Consider the following 20,481-nt stretch of genomic DNA (forward strand, 5'->3'; position numbering starts at 1 on the left):
TAGCCGTCAACCATGATGCGAATCGGAGCCTAGGAACTCCTACCGCAACTTACTGGCTCGTTTCTTTTCGCCCTACCTAATTCCCAAACACGCTCTAAGTCATTGGCCAGGCGGCAGGAGCACGAAATGGTGCAGGGAAAAGCCTGACAGGTATAGTAAAAAGGGGCCACCACGGGCACCTTATGCAGAGGAGACAGATGGACAACTATCCATCGCCTTGGATGATAACTCCTTGGCTCACCAGCTCGGTGCGGGATGTGCAGCGTAGGTGAGGCCCTGTAGCAATGACCTCATGAAGATAAACCTTTTCCCAATATTTATAGATATTCATATTTATATTTATTATTTAAATAATCTCATCAGATTGCACAAAACACTTATAAAGCAATAGCATCAGAGTAAATTGGTGATGAGGGTGTCCAACCCTACATGTGCTCACTATGCTTTCAATACTATCCTACAGTGTAGACTTCCCCACAAGGGGTGCCAGCCAAGAGTAGAGATTACTGCACTTGTGCTCCAAACCTAACACGTCACTGCCGGAAGCTTGCCGCTTCCGCCGTATCTTTGCGGCCTTGCTTATGGAAATGGAAACCAAGAAAGTCGCCTTTTACACGTTGGGCTGCAAGCTCAATTTCTCCGAGACGTCGGCCATCGGGCGGCAGTTTGAGGAGGCGGGATTCGTGAAAACCGCCTTCGAGGACGCGGCCGACATTTACGTCATCAACACCTGCTCCGTCACCGACCACGCCGACCGCAAGTGCCGGAAGGTGGTGAAGCAGGCCCTCAAGCACAATCCCGAGGCCCTGGTGGCCATCGTGGGCTGCTACGCCCAGCTCAAGCCCCAGGAAATTGCCGAGATACCCGGCGTACACGCCGTGCTGGGGGCGGCCGAGAAATTCCAGCTCGTCGAAACGCTGGCGGGCTTCACGAAACCCGCCGCCGGCCAGCCCGGCCGGGTGTTCGCCTCGCCGATTTCGGAGACTACCGAATTCCACGCCGCCCACTCCTACGGCGACCGGACCCGCACCTTTTTAAAGGTGCAGGACGGCTGCGACTACTCCTGCTCATTCTGCACCATTCCGCTGGCCCGGGGCGCGAGCCGCTCAGGCTCGGTGCAGAGCGTGGTGGAGCGGGTAGAAAAGCTGGCCGAGTCCGGCGTGAAGGAAATCGTGCTCACCGGCGTCAACCTCGGCGACTTTGGGGTGCAGGGTTCCGAGCGCGAACGGCTGGAGGATTTCTACGACCTCGTGCAGGCGCTTGATGAGGTGGAAGGCATCGAGCGGTTCCGCATCAGCAGTTGCGAGCCGAACCTGCTTTCCGATGATATTATCCGCTTCGTGGCCCAATCGAAGCGGTTTATGCCCCACTTCCACATTCCGCTGCAATCGGGCTCGAATAAGATTCTGGGCCTGATGCGCCGCCGCTACCGCCGCGAGCTGTACCAAGAGCGCGTGGCCCTGATCAAACAGGTAATGCCCCATGCCTGCATTGGCGTAGACGTGATTGTGGGCTTCCCCGGCGAAACCGAGGCCGATTTTCTGGAAACCTACCAGTTCCTCAACGAGCTCGACGTGAGCTACCTGCACGTGTTCCCCTATTCGGAGCGCGACAACACGCTGGCCCCCACCCTGCCTGGCCGCGTGCAGGACCGCCACCGCCACGAGCGTACCACCCAACTGCGCGGCCTCTCGGAGAAGAAGAAGCGCTTTTTCTACGAGCAGCACGTGGGCCTCGAAACGCAGGTGTTGTTCGAGGACGACGTGACCAACGGCCAGATGGAGGGTTTCACGCCCAACTACATTCGGGTAGCGGCCAAATACGACCCGCTGCTGGTGGGCGAGCTGAAACCACTACGCTTGACCGCCGTTACCCCCCAAAACCTGATGGAAGCCGAGGAAATGGGCGTGGAGATGTTCCAGCACTAGCACAGTTCGCGCTACAACCGTTCCGTCCACAGTTCAAAGTCCTGATAAGCAAGAAGCCCCTAACGACCGTGTTGTCGTTAGGGGCTTCTCGCTTATCCGGGCGGCAGTGTATTTTTCCGCCACCGTGGGCCGCTAGGCCAGTTGGCGCTGTATCAGGTCCATCATCTGCTGCATCATGCGCTGCTGGTCGAGCAGGTGCTGGTTGCGCATTTCGGCCATGGCCAGCTGGTGGGCCATCTGCTGGGTATAGAGGGCCGTTTGCCAGCTCAGGTCTGCGGCGACGGGCGCGGGCGCCACGGCAGGCGCAGGAGCGGCAACGGGTGGGGCCGGGGCTACTGGCTGCGGGGCGGGCGGTGGCACGGCCGCAGCAGGCATCGGTTCTGGGGCCGGAGCCGGGGCCACAACGGGCTCAGTAAGCGGAGCGGTTACGAGTTCGGGAGCCGCTACCGGTACGGCCACCGCGGCAGCTACCGGCGTACTCGTTGGCGCGGCAGTAGCGGCCGCCTCAACGAGTTGCGCCGCCGATTGCAGCACGGGCGGCGGGGTGGTGGCATCCTCCGTGGCATCAGTCAGCATGGGGCCTTCTCCCTGCAACAACCAATCCTTAGATACATTTGGATACACTTCAAATACCTTGCACAAAAGGTCAAATCCTGGTTTATTGCGCTCATCTACCAAGTGCTGAATAACGGTGGCTGTCTTTTCTAACGACACAGCAAAAGCATTTTTTGATAACTCCAAATGGTTTATTAACTGGGTAAACCGTTGTCCAACCGTGGTTTCTACTACCATATTCAAATGATTTAACTGCTGTTTATGGCGCAATATACTACCAAATGAATAATCATCAACAATTACTCGAAAACCTCTCATTCTGTAGTAATCAGTGCCGGGTCCGCGCCTTTCTCAAATGCTGCCAGGTAGGTTGCAGCCGGATTCGCTCAAACGGGAACGTTTACTTTTCATCGGGCAGGACAGGAAAGGAATAGTTGCGCGGCTCATCCCTATCGGATGGAATAAGAGCAGTGCCCGGGGTGTCACGGCCAATTCAGCGTAATCATACCATTTGCCACTGTCGGCGGCCGCAGGATTAGCGGCGGAGTCATGAGTGGCCATAACACTCCTGTAGTTACCGAGGCCATACAATTGGGCGACGTACTCAATGGTTGCGGAGTCCCCCGTAGGTGGCCACGACGTTAGCCAACTCATCGCGCAGGCGACGGCCGATTGCCGCATCAAATCGGCGGCCCAATTCTGCGGGCGGGTAGGCTACAAAGTCGGCGAGCGAGAGTTGGCGGCCGGTGCGCAAATCAAACGTGAGATGGTGGGTCTCCAACTCAGAAAGGCCCTGATAGTCGTTCTCAAACTCTATCGACAGCAGGAAATTCTGATTGAGAAGCACAGTATAGGCCCTGCCAGTGAGGCCATCACCAGCGGCATACCACTGCTGCTCCTGCGCATCATAGCAACATTCGCGCGCCATCCGGTAGAGCTGTTGGCGGGGACTGGCCGTCGAATCACCTAGATTAGTAGATTGGCTGGTGACGTAGCGAAGCAGTTGCCAGTTGATGCTCCGGGCAGCTGCCGCGTTGGGCAGTTGCCCAACGCGGCAGCTGCCCTTGGGAAACCTGAAATCGGGCGTACTGCCCGCTCGTTGCCACGGCGGATACTTGCGCGCGGCTGCCCGCCGCCTGCCCGTGCGCCCCGGCCCTTGAAGCAGTCAGCAGCCCAAGTGCCAGTCAGAATTTAGCCCACCGCTTCATGCGCCTACTCCGATAAGAACGCTTCCCTCCTACTCCTCTCTACTCGAAGCGCAGGCTCTCGATGGGGTCGAGGGCGGCGGCTTTGCTCGCCGGGTAATAGCCTGAAGCCAGGCCCACCGACACGCAAATCACGAGCCCGATGCCCATCCAGAGCCAGGGAATGATGAAGCCGCCGCTGCCTACGAACAGCATCACGCCGTTGCCCATGGCCACGCCCAGCACAATGCCCAGCACCCCACCCATGGCGCAGATGACGATGGCCTCGATGAGGAATTGCTGCCGAATCTGGAGGGCGGTGGCACCCATGGCCTTGCGCACCCCGATTTCGCGGGTGCGCTCGGTGACTGAGACCAGCATGATATTCATCAGGGCAATGCTGGCCCCGAGCAGCGTGATGAAGCCCACCAAAAAACCTCCAATGCGCAGGTTATCGGACAGCGAATCGAGCTTGCCGGCCAGCGAGTCGGAGCGCTCCACCTCAAAGCTGTCCTCCTGCCCCAGCGCGTCGTGGCGCACGGCGCGCATGATGCCGGTGGCCTCACCGGTGAGGTAAGGAAGCTGAGTGGGGTCGAGGGTGGCCGTTTTTACGTCATAGGTGAGGGCCCGCTGCCGGGGCAGCTGGTTGCCCGTTTCCAGGGGCACGAGCATGAGCCGGTCGGCCCCGCCGCCGCCCATGGTGCTGCCGCTTTTCTCCAGCTCGCCCACCACCTGAAACCGCTGCCCCAGCATGTAGATGTACTGGTTGACCGGGCTCTGGCTGGGAAAAAGCTTATCCTTGATTTCGGAGCCCACAATCACCACGTTGGTACCGCTTTCGAGCTCGGCCGGCGAGAAGCCCCGCCCGCTTTTAAGGTTGTAGCTCTGGATGAGCAGGTAGTTTTCGTCGCCGGCCACGACCTGCATGTTGGGGTTGGTTTTCTCACCGTTGGCTTTCACCTCGGTAGCCCCGGCAACAAAGGCCGACACGCCTACCTTGGCCTGCTCGCCCACCTGTTCCTTGTACTGGCGGGCCTGCAGATACGTCAGGGCAGGGTAGGTTTTCGCCTGCACGCCGCCCCGGCGGCCGCGGTTGTTGTAGCCTTTGGCCTTGATTTCAAAGGAGTTGGCCCCAAGGCTGGCGAAGGTGGAATTGAGCGAAGCTTTGATGGCATCGATGGCCGTGAGGATGCCCACGAGCGACATAATGCCGATGCTTACAATCAGGGCCGTCAGAATCGTGCGCAACAGGTTGCTGTTGATGGAACGAAACGCCTCTTTGATGTTTTCCAGAAGGTGCATAACGGCGGCAACGAACGAGTGCTATTAAAACTTCTTTTAACCACCTTTTGGCTGGCACAAAGGCCTTTATCCAGTTCGACGGGTCGTGCAAGGTAAGGGGTTTCGGGCGTAACTCCCACCCTAAATTGTTACCTTTCGAAATGGGCATTCCGGTTCCCGGGCCCGCTTGCTACCGTCTTTTTCCAGCCTTTTTTTCTGGCTTCGATATGAAATTTTCCTCCCGTTTGCTGAGCCTGCTGCTGGTGCTGGCCACTGGTTTAGCCTGGCCACTGGCCACCCGGGCCAACCACCTCCTCATCCCGATGGACAAAACCCAGAAGGAACACCTGAAAGCCTACGGCGTGGCCTACTGGCTGCTGGGCAAGCAGGTGGAAGTAGACTGGCTGCTCAACTACCGGGGCGGCGCTTTCGCCTTCGACGTGGTGCCGGGAGCCGAAAACGAGCTGGCTATCCGGGGGGTAAGCTACCAGGTGATTTCGGAGGCCCAGTACACCAGCGTGCTGTCGGAAATAGCCGACCCCAACGCCAACATGGACCTCATGAAACTGGAGAAGGTGCCTAAAATTGCGGTCTATACCCCCAAGGGCAAGCAGCCCTGGGACGATGCCGTGACCATGGTGCTCGCCTACGCCGAAATCCCCTTCACCCAGATCTACGACGACGAAGTGCTGCGCGGCGACCTGCCCAAGTACGACTGGCTGCACCTGCACCACGAGGATTTCACGGGCGAGTACGGTAAATTCTACGCCTCCTACCGCAGCCGCCCCTGGTACCAGCAGCAGCAGCGCGACGCCGAGGCGGCCGCCAAGCGCAACGGCTTCGCCAAAGTGAGCCAGATGAAAGGCGCGGTGACCGTGAAAATGCAGGAATTTATTGCCGGTGGCGGCTTTTTGTTCGCCATGTGCTCGGCCACCGACTCCTACGACATTGCCTTGGCCGGCCTGGGATTGGATATGGTGGAAACCATGTACGACGGCGACCCGGCCGACCCCCAGGCCCAGAGCAAGCTCAACTTCAACCGCACGCTGGCCTTCCAGAACTTCCAGCTGCGCATGAACCCCTACGAGTACGAGTACTCCAACATCGACATGGACCCGCGCGAGCGGGGGGTGTACGAGGACAACGACTACTTCGCCCTCTTCAACTTCTCGGCCAAGTACGACCCGGTGCCCACCATGCTCACCCAGAACCACGAGCGCACCATCAAGGGCTTCATGGGCCAGACGACGGCCTTCCGCAAGACCCTCATTAAGCCCGACGTGGTGGTGATGGGCGAAAACAAGGCTTCAGGCGAAGTGCGCTACATGCACGGCACGCTGGGCAAGGGCACCTGGACGTTCTATGGCGGCCACGACCCCGAGGACTACCAGCACTTGGTAGAAGAAGAGCCCACCGACCTGAGCCTGCACCCCAACTCGCCCGGCTACCGGCTCATCCTCAACAACATCCTGTTTCCGGCCGCCAAAAAGAAGAAGCAGAAGACCTGATGGTGAGAAGTTAGAAACGGTACGAGCCCTCGGGCAGGAAGCTGTTCAGCCAGTTGGGCTGCCGATATAAAACGCCTCACGGTGTCTTTATATCGGCAGCCCAACTGGCTGAACAGCGTCAAGGGTAGCGGCGGCGCGGCCACTTATTTTTCCAGGTGCATAATCTGCTGGGCCACGCCGGGCAGATCGGCGGTTTTTTCGGGATCCAGGGGCAGGGTCATGTCCACCAGAACGGCCTGGCCCTGCACTACCCCGCACACGATGTACTGGTAGGCCATGCCGCCGGTTTCGGTGGCATAGCTCAGGCGCGTGCCCTGGACTGGCAGCCCGCCGCGCAGGGTGCAGGTGAACGGGGCGGATTCCGCGCCCTTATGCTTCTTTTTGGCCAGCCGAATGTACTCGGGCGGATAGGCTTTCATCACCCCGTAATCGAGGTACATCCACGAGAGTTGGTAGGCCGGCCCGGTTATTTCGGAGCCCGAAACGGCCGTATAACCGCTTTCCAGGGGCAGGTTGAGGCCGCAGAAATTGGGCGTGGGGGCAGCCGGTGCTTGGGCCTGACCAAGACGTGGCAGAGCCAGCAACAAGCCTAACAACGAGAGTAGTAGCAGATTCTTCATGGACGGATGAAATAGCAATCAGGGCGTAAGCTACGTCGCGGCGGCCCTAGGGTGCAACTTTCCCGCTCAACTATTACCGCTGCCACTCCAAATGCTAGTGCATCCGGTCGTCGCGCACGGGCAGGCTCGTCACGATTTCGCCTTCAATCTTGAGTAGCTCCTGCAGCCGCGTTTCCACCTCCTGAGGGTCGGCGTACTCCTTGGCCAGGTCCACGTAGCTCACGAAGTGGCCCGCTTCGGAAACCATCAGCTCGTAGTAGAACTGGCTCAGGCCGGGGTCGGGAATGTGCTGCCAGAGCAGCTTGAACCGCTCGCAGCTGCGGGCCTCAATCAGGGCCGATACCAGCAGCTGGTCCATGAGCTGCCGCTCGCGGGCGCCCCCCTTGCGCACGTGGGTCAGCAGCTGCACCACGTATTCGTCGCGGCGGGGGCGGCCCAGCGCGAAGCCCCGCTGCCGCAGCTCCTCCATTACCCGACCGAAGTGTTCCCACTCCTCGGCCACCAGGGCCGTGAGCTCCTCCACGAGCCGGGCTTTTTCGGGGTATTTGAGAATTAATGAGATGCCAGTGCTGGCCGCCTTCTGCTCGCAGTAGGCGTGGTCAACCAGAATATCTTCAATATTCTTGCTGGCAATATCCACCCACCGCGGGTCGGTATTGAGCTTAAGCTTGAGAATGGTTTTCTCTTTCATGGGGCTGAGATCTTAGGGAGGTAGCGCGAAGCACTGGCTTCGCGTATCGTTGCTGACGGCCGGCGCTGGAGCACATCGTTCAACGATACTCCAAGCTGGAGTTTCGCACTACACCCCTAATTAAAGAACTGCCAGCGCAGGCCGAATTCGAGGCGGCGGGGCAGGCCGGCGTAAAAGGGAGCAGTGTAGTAGCCGTTCTGGGGCACAAACTGGTTCACGTAGGCCATCTTGAAGAACACGCCCACCGTTTTAATATCGGCATTCACAAACACGTCGACCACCGGCGTATTGCGGATGGTGAAGTGGTCTTGCACGAAAAACTGCTGGGTACTGGGGCTGTAGTCGTAGGCTTTCCAGCGCGACTGAAAGTAGGCCTGCACGCCCACCTGCCCAAACAGGGCATTTTTGAACACCTTGCCCTGGTAGTAGAGCCGCGACTCGCCCACCAGCGTCGGAATGCGCAGGGCCTCGTTGTCGGGCCCGGCGCCCACCGTATAAGTGGCTTGGTTCTCGAAGTTCAGGTGCCCAATCGTGACGTGGTAGCGGGCCATGAGGCTGGTGAACTGGAAGGCACCGGCCTGGCGGGGGCCGCCCAGGTGCTGCCCGTCGGCGGCCGCGCCATAGTAAATGTAGTTGACCACGTTGGCCACCGTGCCCACGGCTTCCAGCTGATGGATGCCCACCTGCCGGGCGGCCCGCACCCGAAACTGCTGCACCTGCACGTTGTCGAAGTTGGTATTCCAGACGAAGTGGTTGCCCGAAAACTGCTGCTCCGTGAGCGTGGGGGCCACGCTGGTCAGCAGCACCTCGCCGCTAAACAGGCCCAGCCGCGTCCGGCCGCTAAGCCAGTACTCGGTCTGGGTTGGGTCTTTGAGGTCGGGCTTGATTTCGCCGGCCGTTTCGACGGCGAACTGACGGTACTGAAACGCCGCCGTACCGCCAAAAAAGTATTGCGAGCTGCTGCGCCCGTCAATGGTGTCGCGCACCACGGCCGGCACGCCAATGGCCGCCTTGGTTTCGAGCGAATAAATGCGCTGGCGGGCATAGATGCGGTACTGCACCGCCGCCGACTGCCCCATCACGCCCACCGTATTTTCGAGCTGCCGGAACTCGGCCCGGTCGTCGGTGGCGGCCGTGCTCAGGCGGACCGAGGCCGGATAAAACGGGTTCACGACGCCGCTGGCCAGCACGGGCTTGGTGTCGGTGTATTTATTGAGCTGCCGGCTCCAGTCGAATACGTGAAACGCGGTCAGGCCCCGGCCCAGCAGGCGGTAGCTGTGCAGCAGGTGCACCCGGTCGCGGTCGTCGCGGTTTTTGGCCGTGGTCAGGTTCACCACCTCGCGCTGGTAATCAAAGAGCTGGGTCAGGTCTACCTGGCCGCTATCGGTCGTATCGGCGACTTGGGGCACGATGCCCCCCTGCTCGGCCGCCGTGTGGCGGGCGGTGCTGAAGTTGCCCATGGCCCGGTAGCGGTTGTTGGGCGACTCGTAACGGGCAAACAGCAAAAAGTTGCTGTGCTCCGTCTGGCCCGACCTCGTGCTAGTGGCCGCCACCGATTTGTAGGAGCCGAACCGCTCGTAGTTGAAGCCCACGTTGAGCCGCCGTTTCAGGCTGCGGGTGTAGCCCAGCTCGAACACCTGCTCGTAGGGGTTGCCCTGGAAGAAGCGAAAAAACGTGTAGGGCGAGCGGGTATCGTAGTAATTTATGTCGGCCGCGTCGCGGGCGTACTGGTCGAAGGCGTGGCGGCCCAGGCGGGCACCCAGCTGGCGGTTAGGCTCCCAGAGCAGCGGCCGCGAGGCCGTGCCGAAGTTGCCCAGGTTCTGCTGAAACGTGGTGTCGTGGGTCCAGTAGCGCTGTTGGGGCAGGCGCGTCAGGGTCGTGTCAATCATCCGGCCCACGGTGTCTTCGCGCAAAAGGTTACGCTCTTTCAGAATGAAGGTGGTGCGGGCCCCGTAACGGTTTTGGGTCGAGTCGTCGAGAATCTGGGCCCGGACGCCGGCGGGGCGCAGGCCCAGGCTTAGCAACAGTACCGCCAGCAGCAGCCGGGCGGGCATTTTAAACAGCGCAGGCAACGAAAAATCAGACAACGGCGGGGGGCGGAAAATACGGGTCGAGCAGCGCGGCCAGCTGGGTTTGGCCATCGGCCAGGAAGCGCACGGTAATCGGGATGTAAAATACGGGCAAATTGGCCACACTTGCCGCCAACGCGGGCTCCTGTAGGCGGGCCGCGTCCTTCTGGGTAGTCAGAACGCACTGGCCCGGCTGACATTGCGCGGCCAGCTCCCCAATTTCGCGGGGCGTGAAAGCGTGGTGGTCGGGGTAGCGGGCGTGGTGCATCACCTGGTAGCCGGCCGCTGCCAGGTGGGCCAGCAGCGGCCCGGGCTGGGCAATGCCAGTCAGCAGCACTACCTCGCGGCCGGGCACAGGCCCGGCCGCCGCCCCCGTACCGGGTACGGGCACCGGCAAGCCGTAATCATAGGCCGAAAACAGTACCGGCACGCCGGGGCGGGCGTATCGCCGGACCCGGGCCGTAATGGCGGCGCGGGTCGCCGCGCTCAGGTCGGGGGCACACTTCGTGATAATGACCGCATCGGCTCGTTGCGCCCCGGCCCGGCTCTCGCGCAGGCGGCCGGCCGGCAGCACAGAATCAGTGTAAAACGGCCGTTGCTGCTCCGTAAGCAGGATATTAACTGCCGGCCGCACCCGGCGGTGCTGGTAGGCATCGTCGAGCACCACGGCCGTCGTGGCGGGCTCCTCGCCTAGCAACCGCCCAATGCCGGCCACCCGGTCCTCGCTCACGACCACCGGCACGCGGCCGCCAAACTGCCCGAACTGCTGCCAGGGCTCGTCGCCGATGGTGGCAGCCGAATCGAGGGGGTTGGCGCGGCGGTAGCCCCGGGTGCGGCGACCGTAGCCCCGACTCAGGAGCGCCGGCCGCTGCCCGCGCTCTTCCAGCCAGGCCACCAGCCAGGCCACGTGGGGCGTTTTGCCAGTGCCCCCCACCCGCAGGTTACCCACGCTGAGCACCGGCACCTCATCGAAGGCCGTGCTGGCCTTCCAGCCCCGGTCGTAGAGCCAGTTGCGCCCCGCCAGCACGGCGGCGTACAGCCAGCTCAGGGGCAGCAACAGCAGTTTAAGGGGGGAAATCAATGGTCAGGCGTAAGAATCGGGCAGTAGGGCAAAGCGCCGCTTCACTTTTGCAACGGGAGTCGCCGACATGCGCCGGCCGCCGCAAAAGTAGCGGGTTGGGGCGGGTTGGCCGATTATTCCCGGCAGTTTTCAAAAAGGCAGCTTTTTGAACGTCATTCACCGGAATTCTGCCCAAATGCCCACCTTTGCCGGGCCGGGGCCGCCGCCCTTGCTGTTTCCTTGGCTACGGCAGTAGCCCGGGCGGCCCGGCCCCCTGGGTACGATGCAACTATACCAGCTCCTGAAACGCGGAGCCTACCACCCCGAATTTTGCGAAGATTTCAGCCTGGCCGAGCCGCTGGGCTCCCGCCTGGTACTGGCCGTGATGGACGGCTGCACGATGGGCCGGGAAAGTCATTTCGCCTCCGCCTTGGTAGCCAAAGTGCTCCGCAAAGTCATCAAGGAATACCCCTACCGCCGGCACCACAACAGCCTGCCCCCCACGCCCACGCTGGCCGATGAGCTGCGGGAGTTGCTGGCCGCCGTTTTTGCCGATCTGGACCAGCTCAAAAACCAATTACTGCTGGAAACTAACGAGTTGCTCACCACCCTGGTCATCGCCCTGCTCGATCCGACTACGGGGGCCGTGGAAATCCTGGTGCTGGGCGACGCCACCGTGGCCCTGAACGGCCAGCTCACCCGCTTCGAGCAAAACAACCGCCCCGACTACCTGGCCTACCACCTCGCCCGCCCCTTCGCCGACTGGTACGGCCAGCAAACCCAGCGCCTGAGTGCTTCGGACTGCCGCGACCTGAGCCTAGCCACCGACGGCATCGACAGCTTTGAGCCCGCTACCCCCACTGCCCCCGACGACCTGCCCAACATACCCGCCCTGCTGCTGCTCGACACCCAACTAGCCGAGCGCCCGGAGATGTTGAACATAAAGGTTAGGCGGTTGGAAACGAGCTTTTCTTTGCTGCCTACCGATGACGTAGCCATCATCCGAGTTATCCGCTGAGGCGTTGCTGGGTTGAGCAGGAAGGGAATAACTATTAGGTTTACATTACTCGCCTACCCGATATTTTGCCCAAGGCGAGGCACCGCCTCGCCCTACTATCCGGCCATTTTCAACTTCTAATTCTAAATTCCCAACTCCACCGATGCCCCAGCTCCTCGACCTGATGCGCGTGCTCGAAGCCGCTGCCCCGCTGGCTTACCAGGAAAGCTACGACAACGCCGGTCTGCAATGTGGCGACCCGCAAATGGAAATCCGGGGCGTGCTCATAGCCCTCGACTGTACCCCGGCCGTGGTGGACGAGGCCATCCGGCGGGGCTGCAACGTGGTAGTGGCTCACCACCCGCTCATCTTCAAGCCCCTCCAGCGCCTGACCGGGGCCAACGAGGTGGAGCAGACGCTGCTCAAAGCCATTAAGCACGATGTGGCCCTCTACGCCGCCCATACCAACCTCGACAACGTGGCCCACGGCGTGAATCGCAAGCTGGCCGACAAGCTGGGGCTGGTAAATCCGCGCATCCTCGACCCCAAGCCCGGACTGCTAGCCAAGCTGATTACCTACGTGCCGCCCGCCCACACCGAAGCCGTACTGGCGGCCCTGTACGCGGCCGGCGCGGGCCAGATCGGGCAGTATTCGGAATGCAGCTTCCGCTCCGAAGGCACGTTCACCTTCACGCCAGGGGCCGGCACCAACCCGTTTGCGGGCTCGCCCGGCCAGCCCCACGCCGGCCCCGAAGACCGGGTGGAAGTGCTACTGCCTTTACACACCCAGCGGGCCGCGTTGGCGGCGTTGCGGGCGGCCCACCCCTACGAGGAAGTGGCCTATGAGGTCGTAAAGCTCGAAAACACCCACCAAGATGTGGGTTCGGGCATGGTGGGCGAGCTGCCCGAACCGCTCAGCCCCGCCGAGTTCCGGCAGCGGCTGCGTACGGCGCTGGGCGTACCAGTAGTAAAGCACACCGATTTTGCGCGGCCCATTAAAACTGTGGCGTTGTGCGGCGGGGCAGGAAGTTTCCTGATCGGGAAAGCCCGCGCTACCGGGGCCGACGCCTACGTAACCGGCGACCTCAAGTACCACGAATACTTCGGGGCCGAGGGCCAGCTCATGCTCTGCGATGTGGGCCATTTCGAGAGCGAACAATTCACGGGCGAAATCTTCCGGAATTTGCTTGCCGACAACTTTGGAAGTACTTTTGCGGTCTTAATCGCAGAGACCCTCACCAACCCCGTCCGATATGATTTCTAACCCGTCCACGGAAACTACCGTTGCCAGCAAGCTGGAAGCCCTGTTGCACTTGCAGCAAATCGACTCGCAGCTGGATGAAATCCGGCGTGTGCGCGGCGACTTGCCCGAAGAAGTGCAGGACCTGGAGGACGAAATTGCGGGCTACGAGGTACGCGTGAGCAAGTTCGACGAGGAAATCGCCGGCCTCAACGACCAGATCAAGCAGCGCAAGCAGGCTGGCAAGGACGCCGATGGCCTCATCAAGCGCTACGAGGAGCAGCAGCAGAACGTACGCAACAACCGCGAGTACGAGGCCATTGCCAAGGAAATCGAGTTGCAGAAGCTGGAAATCCAGATTGCCGACAAGAAGATCCGGGAAGCCCAGTACCAGATCGAGCAGAAAAACAACGACATCAGCGGGACCAAGCAGCGCCTCGAAGAGCGCAAGAAGGACCTCGACAACAAGAAGGGCGAGCTGGAAACCATCGTGGGCGAAAGCGAGGCCGACGAGAAGAAGCTCATGGACCAGCGCGCCAAGTCGGTGAAGCCCATCGAGCCCCGGTTGCTGACCGCCTACACCCGCATCCGCGGCAACGTCCGCAACGGCTTGGCCGTGGTGGAAGTGAAGCGCGACGCCTGCGGGGGCTGCTTCAACACGGTGCCCCCCCAGCGCCAGGCCGACATCATCTCGCACAAGAAAATCATCGTGTGTGAGCACTGCGGCCGCATTTTCGCCGACGTAGAGGTTCGGGGCGAGTAATCGTTTTCTTCAGTAGTTTGAAAGAACGGCCTCTTTTCGGGGGCCGTTCTTTTTTTGTCTATGATGATTTTGCTCGCAGCGGTACGCGCAGGAATGGGTGCAGGTAACGGGAGGCTGTTTTGGCTGCTGGCTGCGGCCTTCCTCTGCACGTCCTTCCGACCTGCGCTGCGAGAAAAGCCCTCAGAACTCACCCCCACCCAAGCTCGCGCTTACGCCGAGGTGCTGAACATGCGCCCCGCGGCCGCCCGCGCCCTGCTCGGTAACGGCCAAGATGCCGGCACGCTGCTGGTCGAGGACTGCCTGGGCATTACGGAACTGCTCATCAGCCAGGACGCCGCCCGCTACGAAGCCACCGTGGACGCTCAGGACGAGCGCCTCGATGCGCTGGAGGACCAGACCGGGCCGCTGGCCGAGTACGCGGCGGCCGAAATCCGTCTGCATCAGGCCGCGGCCCAGGTTGTGTTCGGCCACGAGGTGCAGGGCGCCTGGAGTTTGCGCCGCAGCTTCGGGGCCATGCAGCGCGTGACCGAGCGCTACCCCAATTACCTGCCGGCCCGCAAAACGCTCGGGATGCTGCAGTTTTTTATCGGTTCGCTGCCCGAGGGCTACCACTGGTTTCTGAAGCTGCTGGGTTTGCCTGGTTCAGTGGAAGGCGGCTTGCGCAACCTGCGCCGGGCCGCCACCCAGCCCAACGACTTCCAGCTCGAAGCCCGCCTCGTGCTGGCGCTGCTGGAAGAAACCTACTACAAAAAGCCCGAGGCCGCCCTGCAACTGGTGCAGACCCTGCACCGCCAGCAGCCCGAAAACCAGCTGCTCACGTTTCTGCTCATCAGCCAGCTCAAAAAGCAGCATCGCACCGACGAGGCCCTGGCCACCTACCACGCCCGCCCCACCGGCCCGGGCTACCTGCCGCTGCCCTACCTGCACCACCTGGCCGCCGACCTGCTGCTTTACCAAGGCCACTACCCGGCGGCCCGCCGCGCCAACCAGCTGTTTTTGCAGGACTACGCCGGCCAGCACTACCGCAAAGACGCCTACTTCAAGCTCTACCTGGCCGCCTGGCTGGGCGGCGATGCAGTGGCTGCCACCCGGTACCGCAGCCGCATCGGGGCCAGCGGGCGTACCGTGCTGGAAGAAGACACCTACGCCCAACGCTACTTCGAGGACCGCCAGCCCCTGAACGCCACTCTCACCCGGGCCCGCTTGCAAATCGATGGCGGCTACTATCGCTCTGCCCTGGCCACGCTGGGCCAGTTCCGGGCCAGTGCCGCCACACCCCTGCGCGACCAGCTGGAGAACACCTACCGCCGCGCCCGGGCCCTGCACCTACTCGGCGAGCTGGATTCGGCGCGCATCCTTTACGCCCGCACCATCACCCGAGCCGGCACCGCGCCCTATTACTACGCGCCTCAGTCGGCCCTGCAACTCGGCTACCTCGCCCAGGCCGGGGGCCAGCCCAACGCGGCCAAAACATACTTCCGTAAGGCCTTGAGCTACCCGAAGCACGAGTACAAGAACAGCACCGACACCAAAGCCAAACTGGCCCTCCAGGAGCTGGAATAACCTGCGGGTTTCGCCGTTTCTTCCCCTTGGTTCCAGCGGTGCTCATTCCCCGCACTGTACTTTTACCCCGTGCTGTCCGTTCCGCTTGTCCACCTGCCGCCCGATTTCCGCACCCGCGCCCTGCGCTGGGCAGCCGGTTTCGCCCACTGCGCCCTTTTCGAATCAAATGAGCTGGCCTACCCCCAGGGCCCGTTCCGGCGGGTGCTGGCCGTAGCCGAAGTGGCCCCCGACGCCCCCCGCACGCTGGCTGAACTGCGCATCTGGCTGGCAGACAGCGGCGAGTCGACGGCCCCGGCCTGCGGCTTTCTTACCTATGAAGTAAAGGATGAAGTAGAGGCGTTGAGCAGCTCCAACCCTAGTGGGTTAGCCTGGCCAAACTTGCATTTCTTTCGGCCTCAAACCTGGCTGATCTGGCAGGCCGACAAGCTGGAAATCCACGGGGCCACGGCCGGGGTGCGGGCCGCCATCGAAGCCACGCCCCTACCCCCGCTGCCGCCACCGAACGTGCCGACGCTGTGGGCCCGCCTGCCCCGGACCGACTACCTGCGGGCCGTAGAGGCGGTGCAGGAAGACATTCTCAACGGCGAAGTCTACGAGCTTAACCTCTGCCAGGAATTCACGGCCGACGAGGTACGCCTGGACCCGGCCGACGTGTTTGAACGCCTGAATGCGGCCTCGCCGGCTCCGTTCGCAGGCTTCCTGCGCCACGAAAACCACTTCCTGCTCTGCGCCTCCCCCGAGCGGTTTGTGCGCCGTACTGGTTCGGAGCTGCTGTCCCAGCCCATCAAGGGCACCATCCGGCGCGGGGCCACACCGGCCGAGGACGAGCAACAGCGCCAGACGCTGCTACAAGACGAAAAGGAACGGGCCGAGAACCTGATGATTGTGGACCTGGTCCGCAACGACTTGGCCCGCGTGGCCCAGACCGGCACCGTGCAGGTACCCGAGCTGTTCGGCCTCTACCCTTTCCGCCACGTCTGGCAGATGATTTCCAGCGTCACGGCCCAGGCCCGCCCCGAAACCGATGTGGTAGACTTGCTGCGGGCCGCCTTCCCGATGGGCTCCATGACCGGGGCCCCAAAAATACGGGCCATGCAGCTCATCGAGCAATACGAGCGGAGCCGCCGCGGCCTCTACAGCGGCAGCATCGGCCTCATCTGGCCCAGCGGCGACTTCGATTTCAACGTCGTCATCCGCAGCCTGCAATACCGCGCCGATACCGGCCACCTCAGCTTCCAGGTTGGGTCGGCCATCACCTACGATTCGGTACCCGAGCGCGAGTACGACGAGTGCCTGTTGAAGGCCAAGGCTATTTTGAATGTGCTGGGGGCGGTGGTGAGTGACTCGGGGAGTGATTAAGGGAAGAGCGGTATCATGCTAAGCATGTGGCGCATAGAGCCAGGTTCGGAGCGGAGTCGAAGTATCTCTAACCCAAGTTGCGGAGTGGGTTATCTACCGCAGTGGAATCCTGTCGACTGGAACCCCCTAGCCTTTTTCGGAGTGGGAGCCGGGGGGTGAGGCGTACCGTTGCAACGAAGCGGTAGAGATGCTTCGGCTGCGCTCAGCATGACACTGTTCTTTTCGTCCGTCCTCCCTAACTCACTCATTCACCGATTCACTCATTCCTCGCCTGCCATTCTGTCATTTTCACCCTAAACCTACTACCTTTGCCGTTCTCTGAACCGTGAAGCTGCTGCCTGTTGTCAGGCGTTCCCCATGTCCCAACCGCTGATTACCCTCGATTTCCTCGATACGCCCACCCTGCCCACGCCTTCCGTAGACGCCGCCACCCACGAGCACGAGCCCTCGGGTGAGGTGCGCGTGAACCCGGCCACCCGCACCGGCCGCTCGCGCAAGCTCTACCTGGAGAGCTACGGCTGCCAGATGAACTTCTCGGACTCCGAAATCGTGTCGAGCATCCTGTTCGACGAAGGGTTTGATACGACGGATTCGCTGGACCAGGCTGACCTGGTGCTGCTCAATACCTGCTCCATCCGCGAGAAGGCCGAGCAGACCGTGCGTATGCGCCTCTCCCAGATCAACAGCTACAAAAAGCGCAAGCCCGGCATGCTGGTAGGCGTACTCGGTTGCATGGCTGAGCGTCTGAAAACCCGTTTTCTGGAGGAAGAGAAGCTCGTGGACCTCGTAGTTGGTCCCGACGCCTACCGCGACCTGCCCCAGCTTATTGCCCAGGTCGATGGCGGCCAGAAGGCCGTGAACGTGCTGCTGAGCCGTGAGGAAACCTATGCCGACATCACGCCGGTGCGCCTGAACAGCAACGGCATTACGGCCTTCATCAGCATCATGCGCGGCTGCGACAACATGTGCTCCTTCTGCGTAGTACCCTTCACTAGGGGCCGCGAGCGGAGCCGCGACGCCCACAGCATCGTGCGCGAGGCCCGCGAGTTGGTGGCGGCCGGCTACAAGGAAGTAACCCTGCTGGGCCAGAACGTGGACTCCTATAAGTGGGCTTCCGAGGATGGCACCGAGCACGTCAACTTTGCCCAGCTGCTGGAGCAGGTGGCCCTGGTGAGCCCCGAGCTGCGGGTGCGCTTCTCCACCTCCCACCCCAAGGACATCACCGACGAGGTGCTGCACACCATGGCCCGGCACGAGAACATCTGCAAATACATCCATCTGCCGGCCCAGAGCGGCAATTCGCGGGTGCTGGCCCTCATGAACCGCACCTACGACCGGCCCTGGTACGAGGAGCGCGTACAGGCCATCCGCCGCATCTTAGGCGACGACTGTGCCATCAGCTCTGACATGATTTCGGGCTTCTGCTCCGAAACCGAACAGGAGCACCAGGACACGCTCAGCCTGATGGAATACGTGCGCTACGACATGTCCTACATGTTCTTCTACTCGGAGCGCCCCGGCACGCTAGCCGCCCGCAAGCTCGCCGACGACGTACCCCTGGACGTGAAAAAGCGCCGCCTCGCCGAAGTCATTGCCCTGCAACGACAGCACAGCCAGGAGCGCGGGGCCCGCGGCGTAGGCCAAGTGCATCGCGTGCTGGCCGAGAACTTCTCCAAGCGCAGCGACGAGCACCTCAGCGGCCGCAACAGCCAGAACCAAGTCGTCATCTTCCCCAAGAAACACTATAAAAAGGGCGACTACGTTGACGTACTCGTACATGAGTCCACCACGAATACGCTGCTGGGTGAAGCAGTGGAGTAGTTGTCAGTTGCTGTCTTGGCGGTAAATATATCACTCCTTCGCTCCGTTTATGCAGCAATATCCTCCTTTTCGCTCTCTGTTTATCGATGAAAGTCTGCGGTTAACTTTTGATAAACTTCAGGCATTTTTAGGTGTCGTATTCAATCAGGAAGAAATTGAGCAGGTATTTTTTGATGCTGAGCACGACCTGGTTTCCTTCAAATACTACACTTTCTATACAGCCAATGGTGTCTTATTTCCTAAATGGGAAGTAACAGGTGCAGTTGGTGAATATGAGCCAGAAACTCTATTTCTACAGAGCTCTGGCGGATTTGGTAAACGAAAGCACTTTGAGCAATTTTTCTCCGACCGTACGAATACCTGATAACTTATCAAATAAACTACCCTAGCCCTTCGTCTACCCTACGAGAACCCACCGACCTTGACACCATCAGAGATTCAGAGTATAAAGCAGCGCTTCGGTATCATTGGTAATGCTCCCTCGCTGAATTACGCCATTCAGGTGGCGGCGCAGGTGGCCCCAACCGATATGACGGTGCTGATAACGGGCGAAAGCGGCTCCGGCAAGGAGTCGTTTTCCAAGATTATCCACGCCCTCTCGCCCCGCAAGCACGGGCAGTTCATTGCCATCAATTGCGGAGCCATTCCCGAGGGCACCATCGACTCGGAGCTATTTGGCCACGAGAAGGGCTCATTTACCGGTGCCCAGGAGGCTCGCAAAGGCTACTTCGAGGTAACCAACGGCGGCACTATCTTCCTCGACGAAATCGGAGAAATGCCGCTCGGCACCCAGGCCCGCCTGCTGCGGGTGCTCGAAAATGGCGAGTTTATCCGCGTGGGTTCGAGCAAGGTGCAGAAGACCGACGTACGCGTGGTGGCCGCCACCAACGTGAATCTGCTCGACGCCGTGCGCGAAGGTCGCTTCCGCGAAGACCTGTACTACCGCCTCAACACGGTGCCCATCACGGTTCCACCATTACGTGACAGAGGCGATGATATCTACCTACTGTTCAGGAAGTTTTCCACTGATTTTTCCGACCGATATCGGGTCAAGCCCATCAGCCTGACACCCGAGGCGGTCCAGGAATTGCAGCGGTTCCGCTTCCCCGGCAACATCCGCCAACTTAAGAACGTGGCCGAGCAGATGTCGGTGCTGGAGACGGACCGCGAGGTGGATGCCCGCCGCCTGCGTGGCTACCTGCCCGCCGACCAGGCCAGTCGCCTGCCCATGCTGGTGCACGCCGCTGGCACGGCCACCGACGGGGCCGGCAATAACTACTCCGAGCGCGACCTGCTCTACAAGGTGCTCTTCGACATGCGCCGCGACATGACCGACCTCAAAAAGCTGGTCTTGGACCTGGCAGGCGGGCAGCGCCCCACCGAAACCCAGGAACTGCTGCGCCAGAACAGCCATCTGTTCAGCGGCAACAGCATGGCCGTGGCCCCCTACGAGGGCCCAAATGGCCGGACTATGCGAACTGAGGGCGGCAGCAACGACTACATTCTCCACTCCCGTGACCTGCATGCGGAGGATACCACCGACTATGAGGAAGAGCCGCAGCGGGTGGAAGACATTCCGCACGAAACGGAGGAAGAAACCCTGAGCCTGGAGGCCAAAGAGAAGGAAATGATTATCAAGGCCCTCAAAAAGCACAACAACAAGCGCAAGTACGCCGCCCACGACCTGGGTATTTCCGAGCGCACTCTCTACCGCAAACTCAAGCAGTATGACCTGGAACAAGCCTGATTTTCAGCTATTAGCGGCTAGCTATTGGCTATTAGCTTTTTGCTGGAGAAGCCTGCAGCAGCTCACATCTACCGCCCAAAAGCTATTAACTGGCG

At 61.1% G+C, this 20,481-nt stretch carries 17 protein-coding genes; 10 read left to right on the forward strand and 7 right to left on the reverse strand.

Annotated elements, in window-relative coordinates:
* Positions 1-581: 581 nt before the first annotated feature.
* Positions 582-1,928, forward strand: a complete 1,347-nt coding sequence (gene mtaB, locus CDA63_RS15935) for a tRNA (N(6)-L-threonylcarbamoyladenosine(37)-C(2))-methylthiotransferase MtaB (RefSeq protein ID WP_088465457.1) — start codon at positions 582-584, stop codon at positions 1,926-1,928.
* A gap of 132 nt (positions 1,929-2,060) precedes the next feature.
* On the opposite strand, the gene CDA63_RS21100 is transcribed toward mtaB, so the two are convergent.
* From CDA63_RS21100 to CDA63_RS15950, 3 genes are all read right to left on the reverse strand, one after another.
* A complete protein-coding gene (locus CDA63_RS21100; RefSeq protein WP_088465458.1) occupies positions 2,061-2,504 on the reverse strand; it encodes a hypothetical protein in 444 nt (147 codons plus the stop codon).
* Positions 2,505-3,087: 583 nt separating this feature from the next.
* Complete coding sequence (locus tag CDA63_RS20575; RefSeq protein WP_126546901.1) at positions 3,088-3,330, reverse strand: hypothetical protein; 243 nt, start codon at positions 3,328-3,330, stop codon at positions 3,088-3,090.
* Between the two features lie 400 nt (positions 3,331-3,730).
* Positions 3,731-4,969, reverse strand: coding sequence for an ABC transporter permease (locus CDA63_RS15950; protein ID WP_088465460.1), 1,239 nt, complete (start codon positions 4,967-4,969; stop codon positions 3,731-3,733).
* A gap of 206 nt (positions 4,970-5,175) precedes the next feature.
* Here CDA63_RS15950 and CDA63_RS15955 point away from each other — a divergent pair, with 206 nt between their 5' ends.
* Positions 5,176-6,456 (forward strand): asparagine synthetase B, encoded by a 1,281-nt coding sequence (locus tag CDA63_RS15955; RefSeq protein ID WP_088465491.1) that lies wholly within the window; start codon positions 5,176-5,178, stop codon positions 6,454-6,456.
* Between the two features lie 143 nt (positions 6,457-6,599).
* Here the strand turns inward: CDA63_RS15955 and CDA63_RS15960 are convergent, their stop codons facing one another.
* From CDA63_RS15960 to lpxK, 4 genes are all read right to left on the reverse strand, one after another.
* On the reverse strand, positions 6,600-7,076 hold the full coding sequence (locus CDA63_RS15960) for a hypothetical protein (protein ID WP_088465461.1): 477 nt from the start codon (positions 7,074-7,076) through the stop codon (positions 6,600-6,602).
* A gap of 94 nt (positions 7,077-7,170) precedes the next feature.
* On the reverse strand, positions 7,171-7,767 hold the full coding sequence (gene miaE, locus CDA63_RS15965; RefSeq protein ID WP_088465462.1) for a tRNA-(ms[2]io[6]A)-hydroxylase: 597 nt from the start codon (positions 7,765-7,767) through the stop codon (positions 7,171-7,173).
* Positions 7,768-7,883: 116 nt separating this feature from the next.
* Positions 7,884-9,854 (reverse strand): putative porin, encoded by a 1,971-nt coding sequence (locus CDA63_RS15970; protein WP_165768339.1) that lies wholly within the window; start codon positions 9,852-9,854, stop codon positions 7,884-7,886.
* Positions 9,847-10,917 (reverse strand): tetraacyldisaccharide 4'-kinase, encoded by a 1,071-nt coding sequence (gene lpxK, locus CDA63_RS15975; protein WP_088465464.1) that lies wholly within the window; start codon positions 10,915-10,917, stop codon positions 9,847-9,849. The genes CDA63_RS15970 and lpxK overlap by 8 nt, the downstream gene beginning before the upstream one ends.
* A gap of 262 nt (positions 10,918-11,179) precedes the next feature.
* Between lpxK and CDA63_RS15980 the strand changes: the two genes are divergently transcribed.
* The 8 genes from CDA63_RS15980 to CDA63_RS16015 all read left to right on the forward strand — a co-directional run bounded on the left by CDA63_RS15980 (position 11,180) and on the right by CDA63_RS16015 (position 20,386).
* Positions 11,180-11,914: a protein phosphatase 2C domain-containing protein gene (locus CDA63_RS15980; RefSeq protein ID WP_088465465.1), complete on the forward strand. Its 735-nt coding sequence runs from the start codon at positions 11,180-11,182 to the stop codon at positions 11,912-11,914.
* 142 nt (positions 11,915-12,056) lie between these two features.
* Positions 12,057-13,157, forward strand: coding sequence for a Nif3-like dinuclear metal center hexameric protein (locus CDA63_RS15985; protein ID WP_242434706.1), 1,101 nt, complete (start codon positions 12,057-12,059; stop codon positions 13,155-13,157).
* Complete coding sequence (locus tag CDA63_RS15990) at positions 13,147-13,896, forward strand: zinc ribbon domain-containing protein (protein ID WP_088465466.1); 750 nt, start codon at positions 13,147-13,149, stop codon at positions 13,894-13,896. The genes CDA63_RS15985 and CDA63_RS15990 overlap by 11 nt, the downstream gene beginning before the upstream one ends.
* 60 nt (positions 13,897-13,956) lie before the next feature.
* Positions 13,957-15,459 (forward strand): tetratricopeptide repeat protein, encoded by a 1,503-nt coding sequence (locus CDA63_RS15995; protein WP_126546902.1) that lies wholly within the window; start codon positions 13,957-13,959, stop codon positions 15,457-15,459.
* Positions 15,460-15,528: 69 nt separating this feature from the next.
* Positions 15,529-16,818, forward strand: a complete 1,290-nt coding sequence (gene pabB / locus CDA63_RS16000; RefSeq protein WP_088465468.1) for an aminodeoxychorismate synthase component I — start codon at positions 15,529-15,531, stop codon at positions 16,816-16,818.
* 357 nt (positions 16,819-17,175) lie between these two features.
* The gene (gene miaB / locus CDA63_RS16005; RefSeq protein ID WP_088465469.1) at positions 17,176-18,639 is read left to right on the forward strand and encodes a tRNA (N6-isopentenyl adenosine(37)-C2)-methylthiotransferase MiaB; all 1,464 of its coding nucleotides are present in this window, start codon (positions 17,176-17,178) and stop codon (positions 18,637-18,639) included.
* Between the two features lie 49 nt (positions 18,640-18,688).
* A complete protein-coding gene (locus CDA63_RS16010; RefSeq protein WP_088465470.1) occupies positions 18,689-19,003 on the forward strand; it encodes a hypothetical protein in 315 nt (104 codons plus the stop codon).
* Positions 19,004-19,060: 57 nt separating this feature from the next.
* Positions 19,061-20,386 (forward strand): sigma-54 interaction domain-containing protein, encoded by a 1,326-nt coding sequence (locus CDA63_RS16015; RefSeq protein WP_088465471.1) that lies wholly within the window; start codon positions 19,061-19,063, stop codon positions 20,384-20,386.
* Positions 20,387-20,481: the final 95 nt, after the last annotated feature.

The organism is Hymenobacter amundsenii, assembly GCF_002204745.1.
Taxonomy (GTDB): domain Bacteria; phylum Bacteroidota; class Bacteroidia; order Cytophagales; family Hymenobacteraceae; genus Hymenobacter; species Hymenobacter amundsenii.

Excerpts from the sequence above, each read along its gene's own strand:
- mtaB (WP_088465457.1), top strand. The coding sequence starts at position 582 with ATGGAAATGGAAACCAAGAAAGTCGCCTTTTACACGTTGGGCTGCAAG.
- CDA63_RS21100 (WP_088465458.1), bottom strand. The coding sequence starts at position 2,504 with ATGCTGACTGATGCCACGGAGGATGCCACCACCCCGCCGCCCGTGCTG.
- CDA63_RS15950 (WP_088465460.1), bottom strand. The coding sequence starts at position 4,969 with ATGCACCTTCTGGAAAACATCAAAGAGGCGTTTCGTTCCATCAACAGC.
- CDA63_RS15955 (WP_088465491.1), top strand. The coding sequence starts at position 5,176 with ATGAAATTTTCCTCCCGTTTGCTGAGCCTGCTGCTGGTGCTGGCCACT.
- CDA63_RS15960 (WP_088465461.1), bottom strand. The coding sequence starts at position 7,076 with ATGAAGAATCTGCTACTACTCTCGTTGTTAGGCTTGTTGCTGGCTCTG.
- miaE (WP_088465462.1), bottom strand. The coding sequence starts at position 7,767 with ATGAAAGAGAAAACCATTCTCAAGCTTAAGCTCAATACCGACCCGCGG.
- CDA63_RS15980 (WP_088465465.1), top strand. The coding sequence starts at position 11,180 with ATGCAACTATACCAGCTCCTGAAACGCGGAGCCTACCACCCCGAATTT.
- CDA63_RS15985 (WP_242434706.1), top strand. The coding sequence starts at position 12,057 with ATGCCCCAGCTCCTCGACCTGATGCGCGTGCTCGAAGCCGCTGCCCCG.
- CDA63_RS15990 (WP_088465466.1), top strand. The coding sequence starts at position 13,147 with ATGATTTCTAACCCGTCCACGGAAACTACCGTTGCCAGCAAGCTGGAA.
- CDA63_RS15995 (WP_126546902.1), top strand. The coding sequence starts at position 13,957 with ATGATGATTTTGCTCGCAGCGGTACGCGCAGGAATGGGTGCAGGTAAC.
- miaB (WP_088465469.1), top strand. The coding sequence starts at position 17,176 with ATGTCCCAACCGCTGATTACCCTCGATTTCCTCGATACGCCCACCCTG.
- CDA63_RS16010 (WP_088465470.1), top strand. The coding sequence starts at position 18,689 with ATGCAGCAATATCCTCCTTTTCGCTCTCTGTTTATCGATGAAAGTCTG.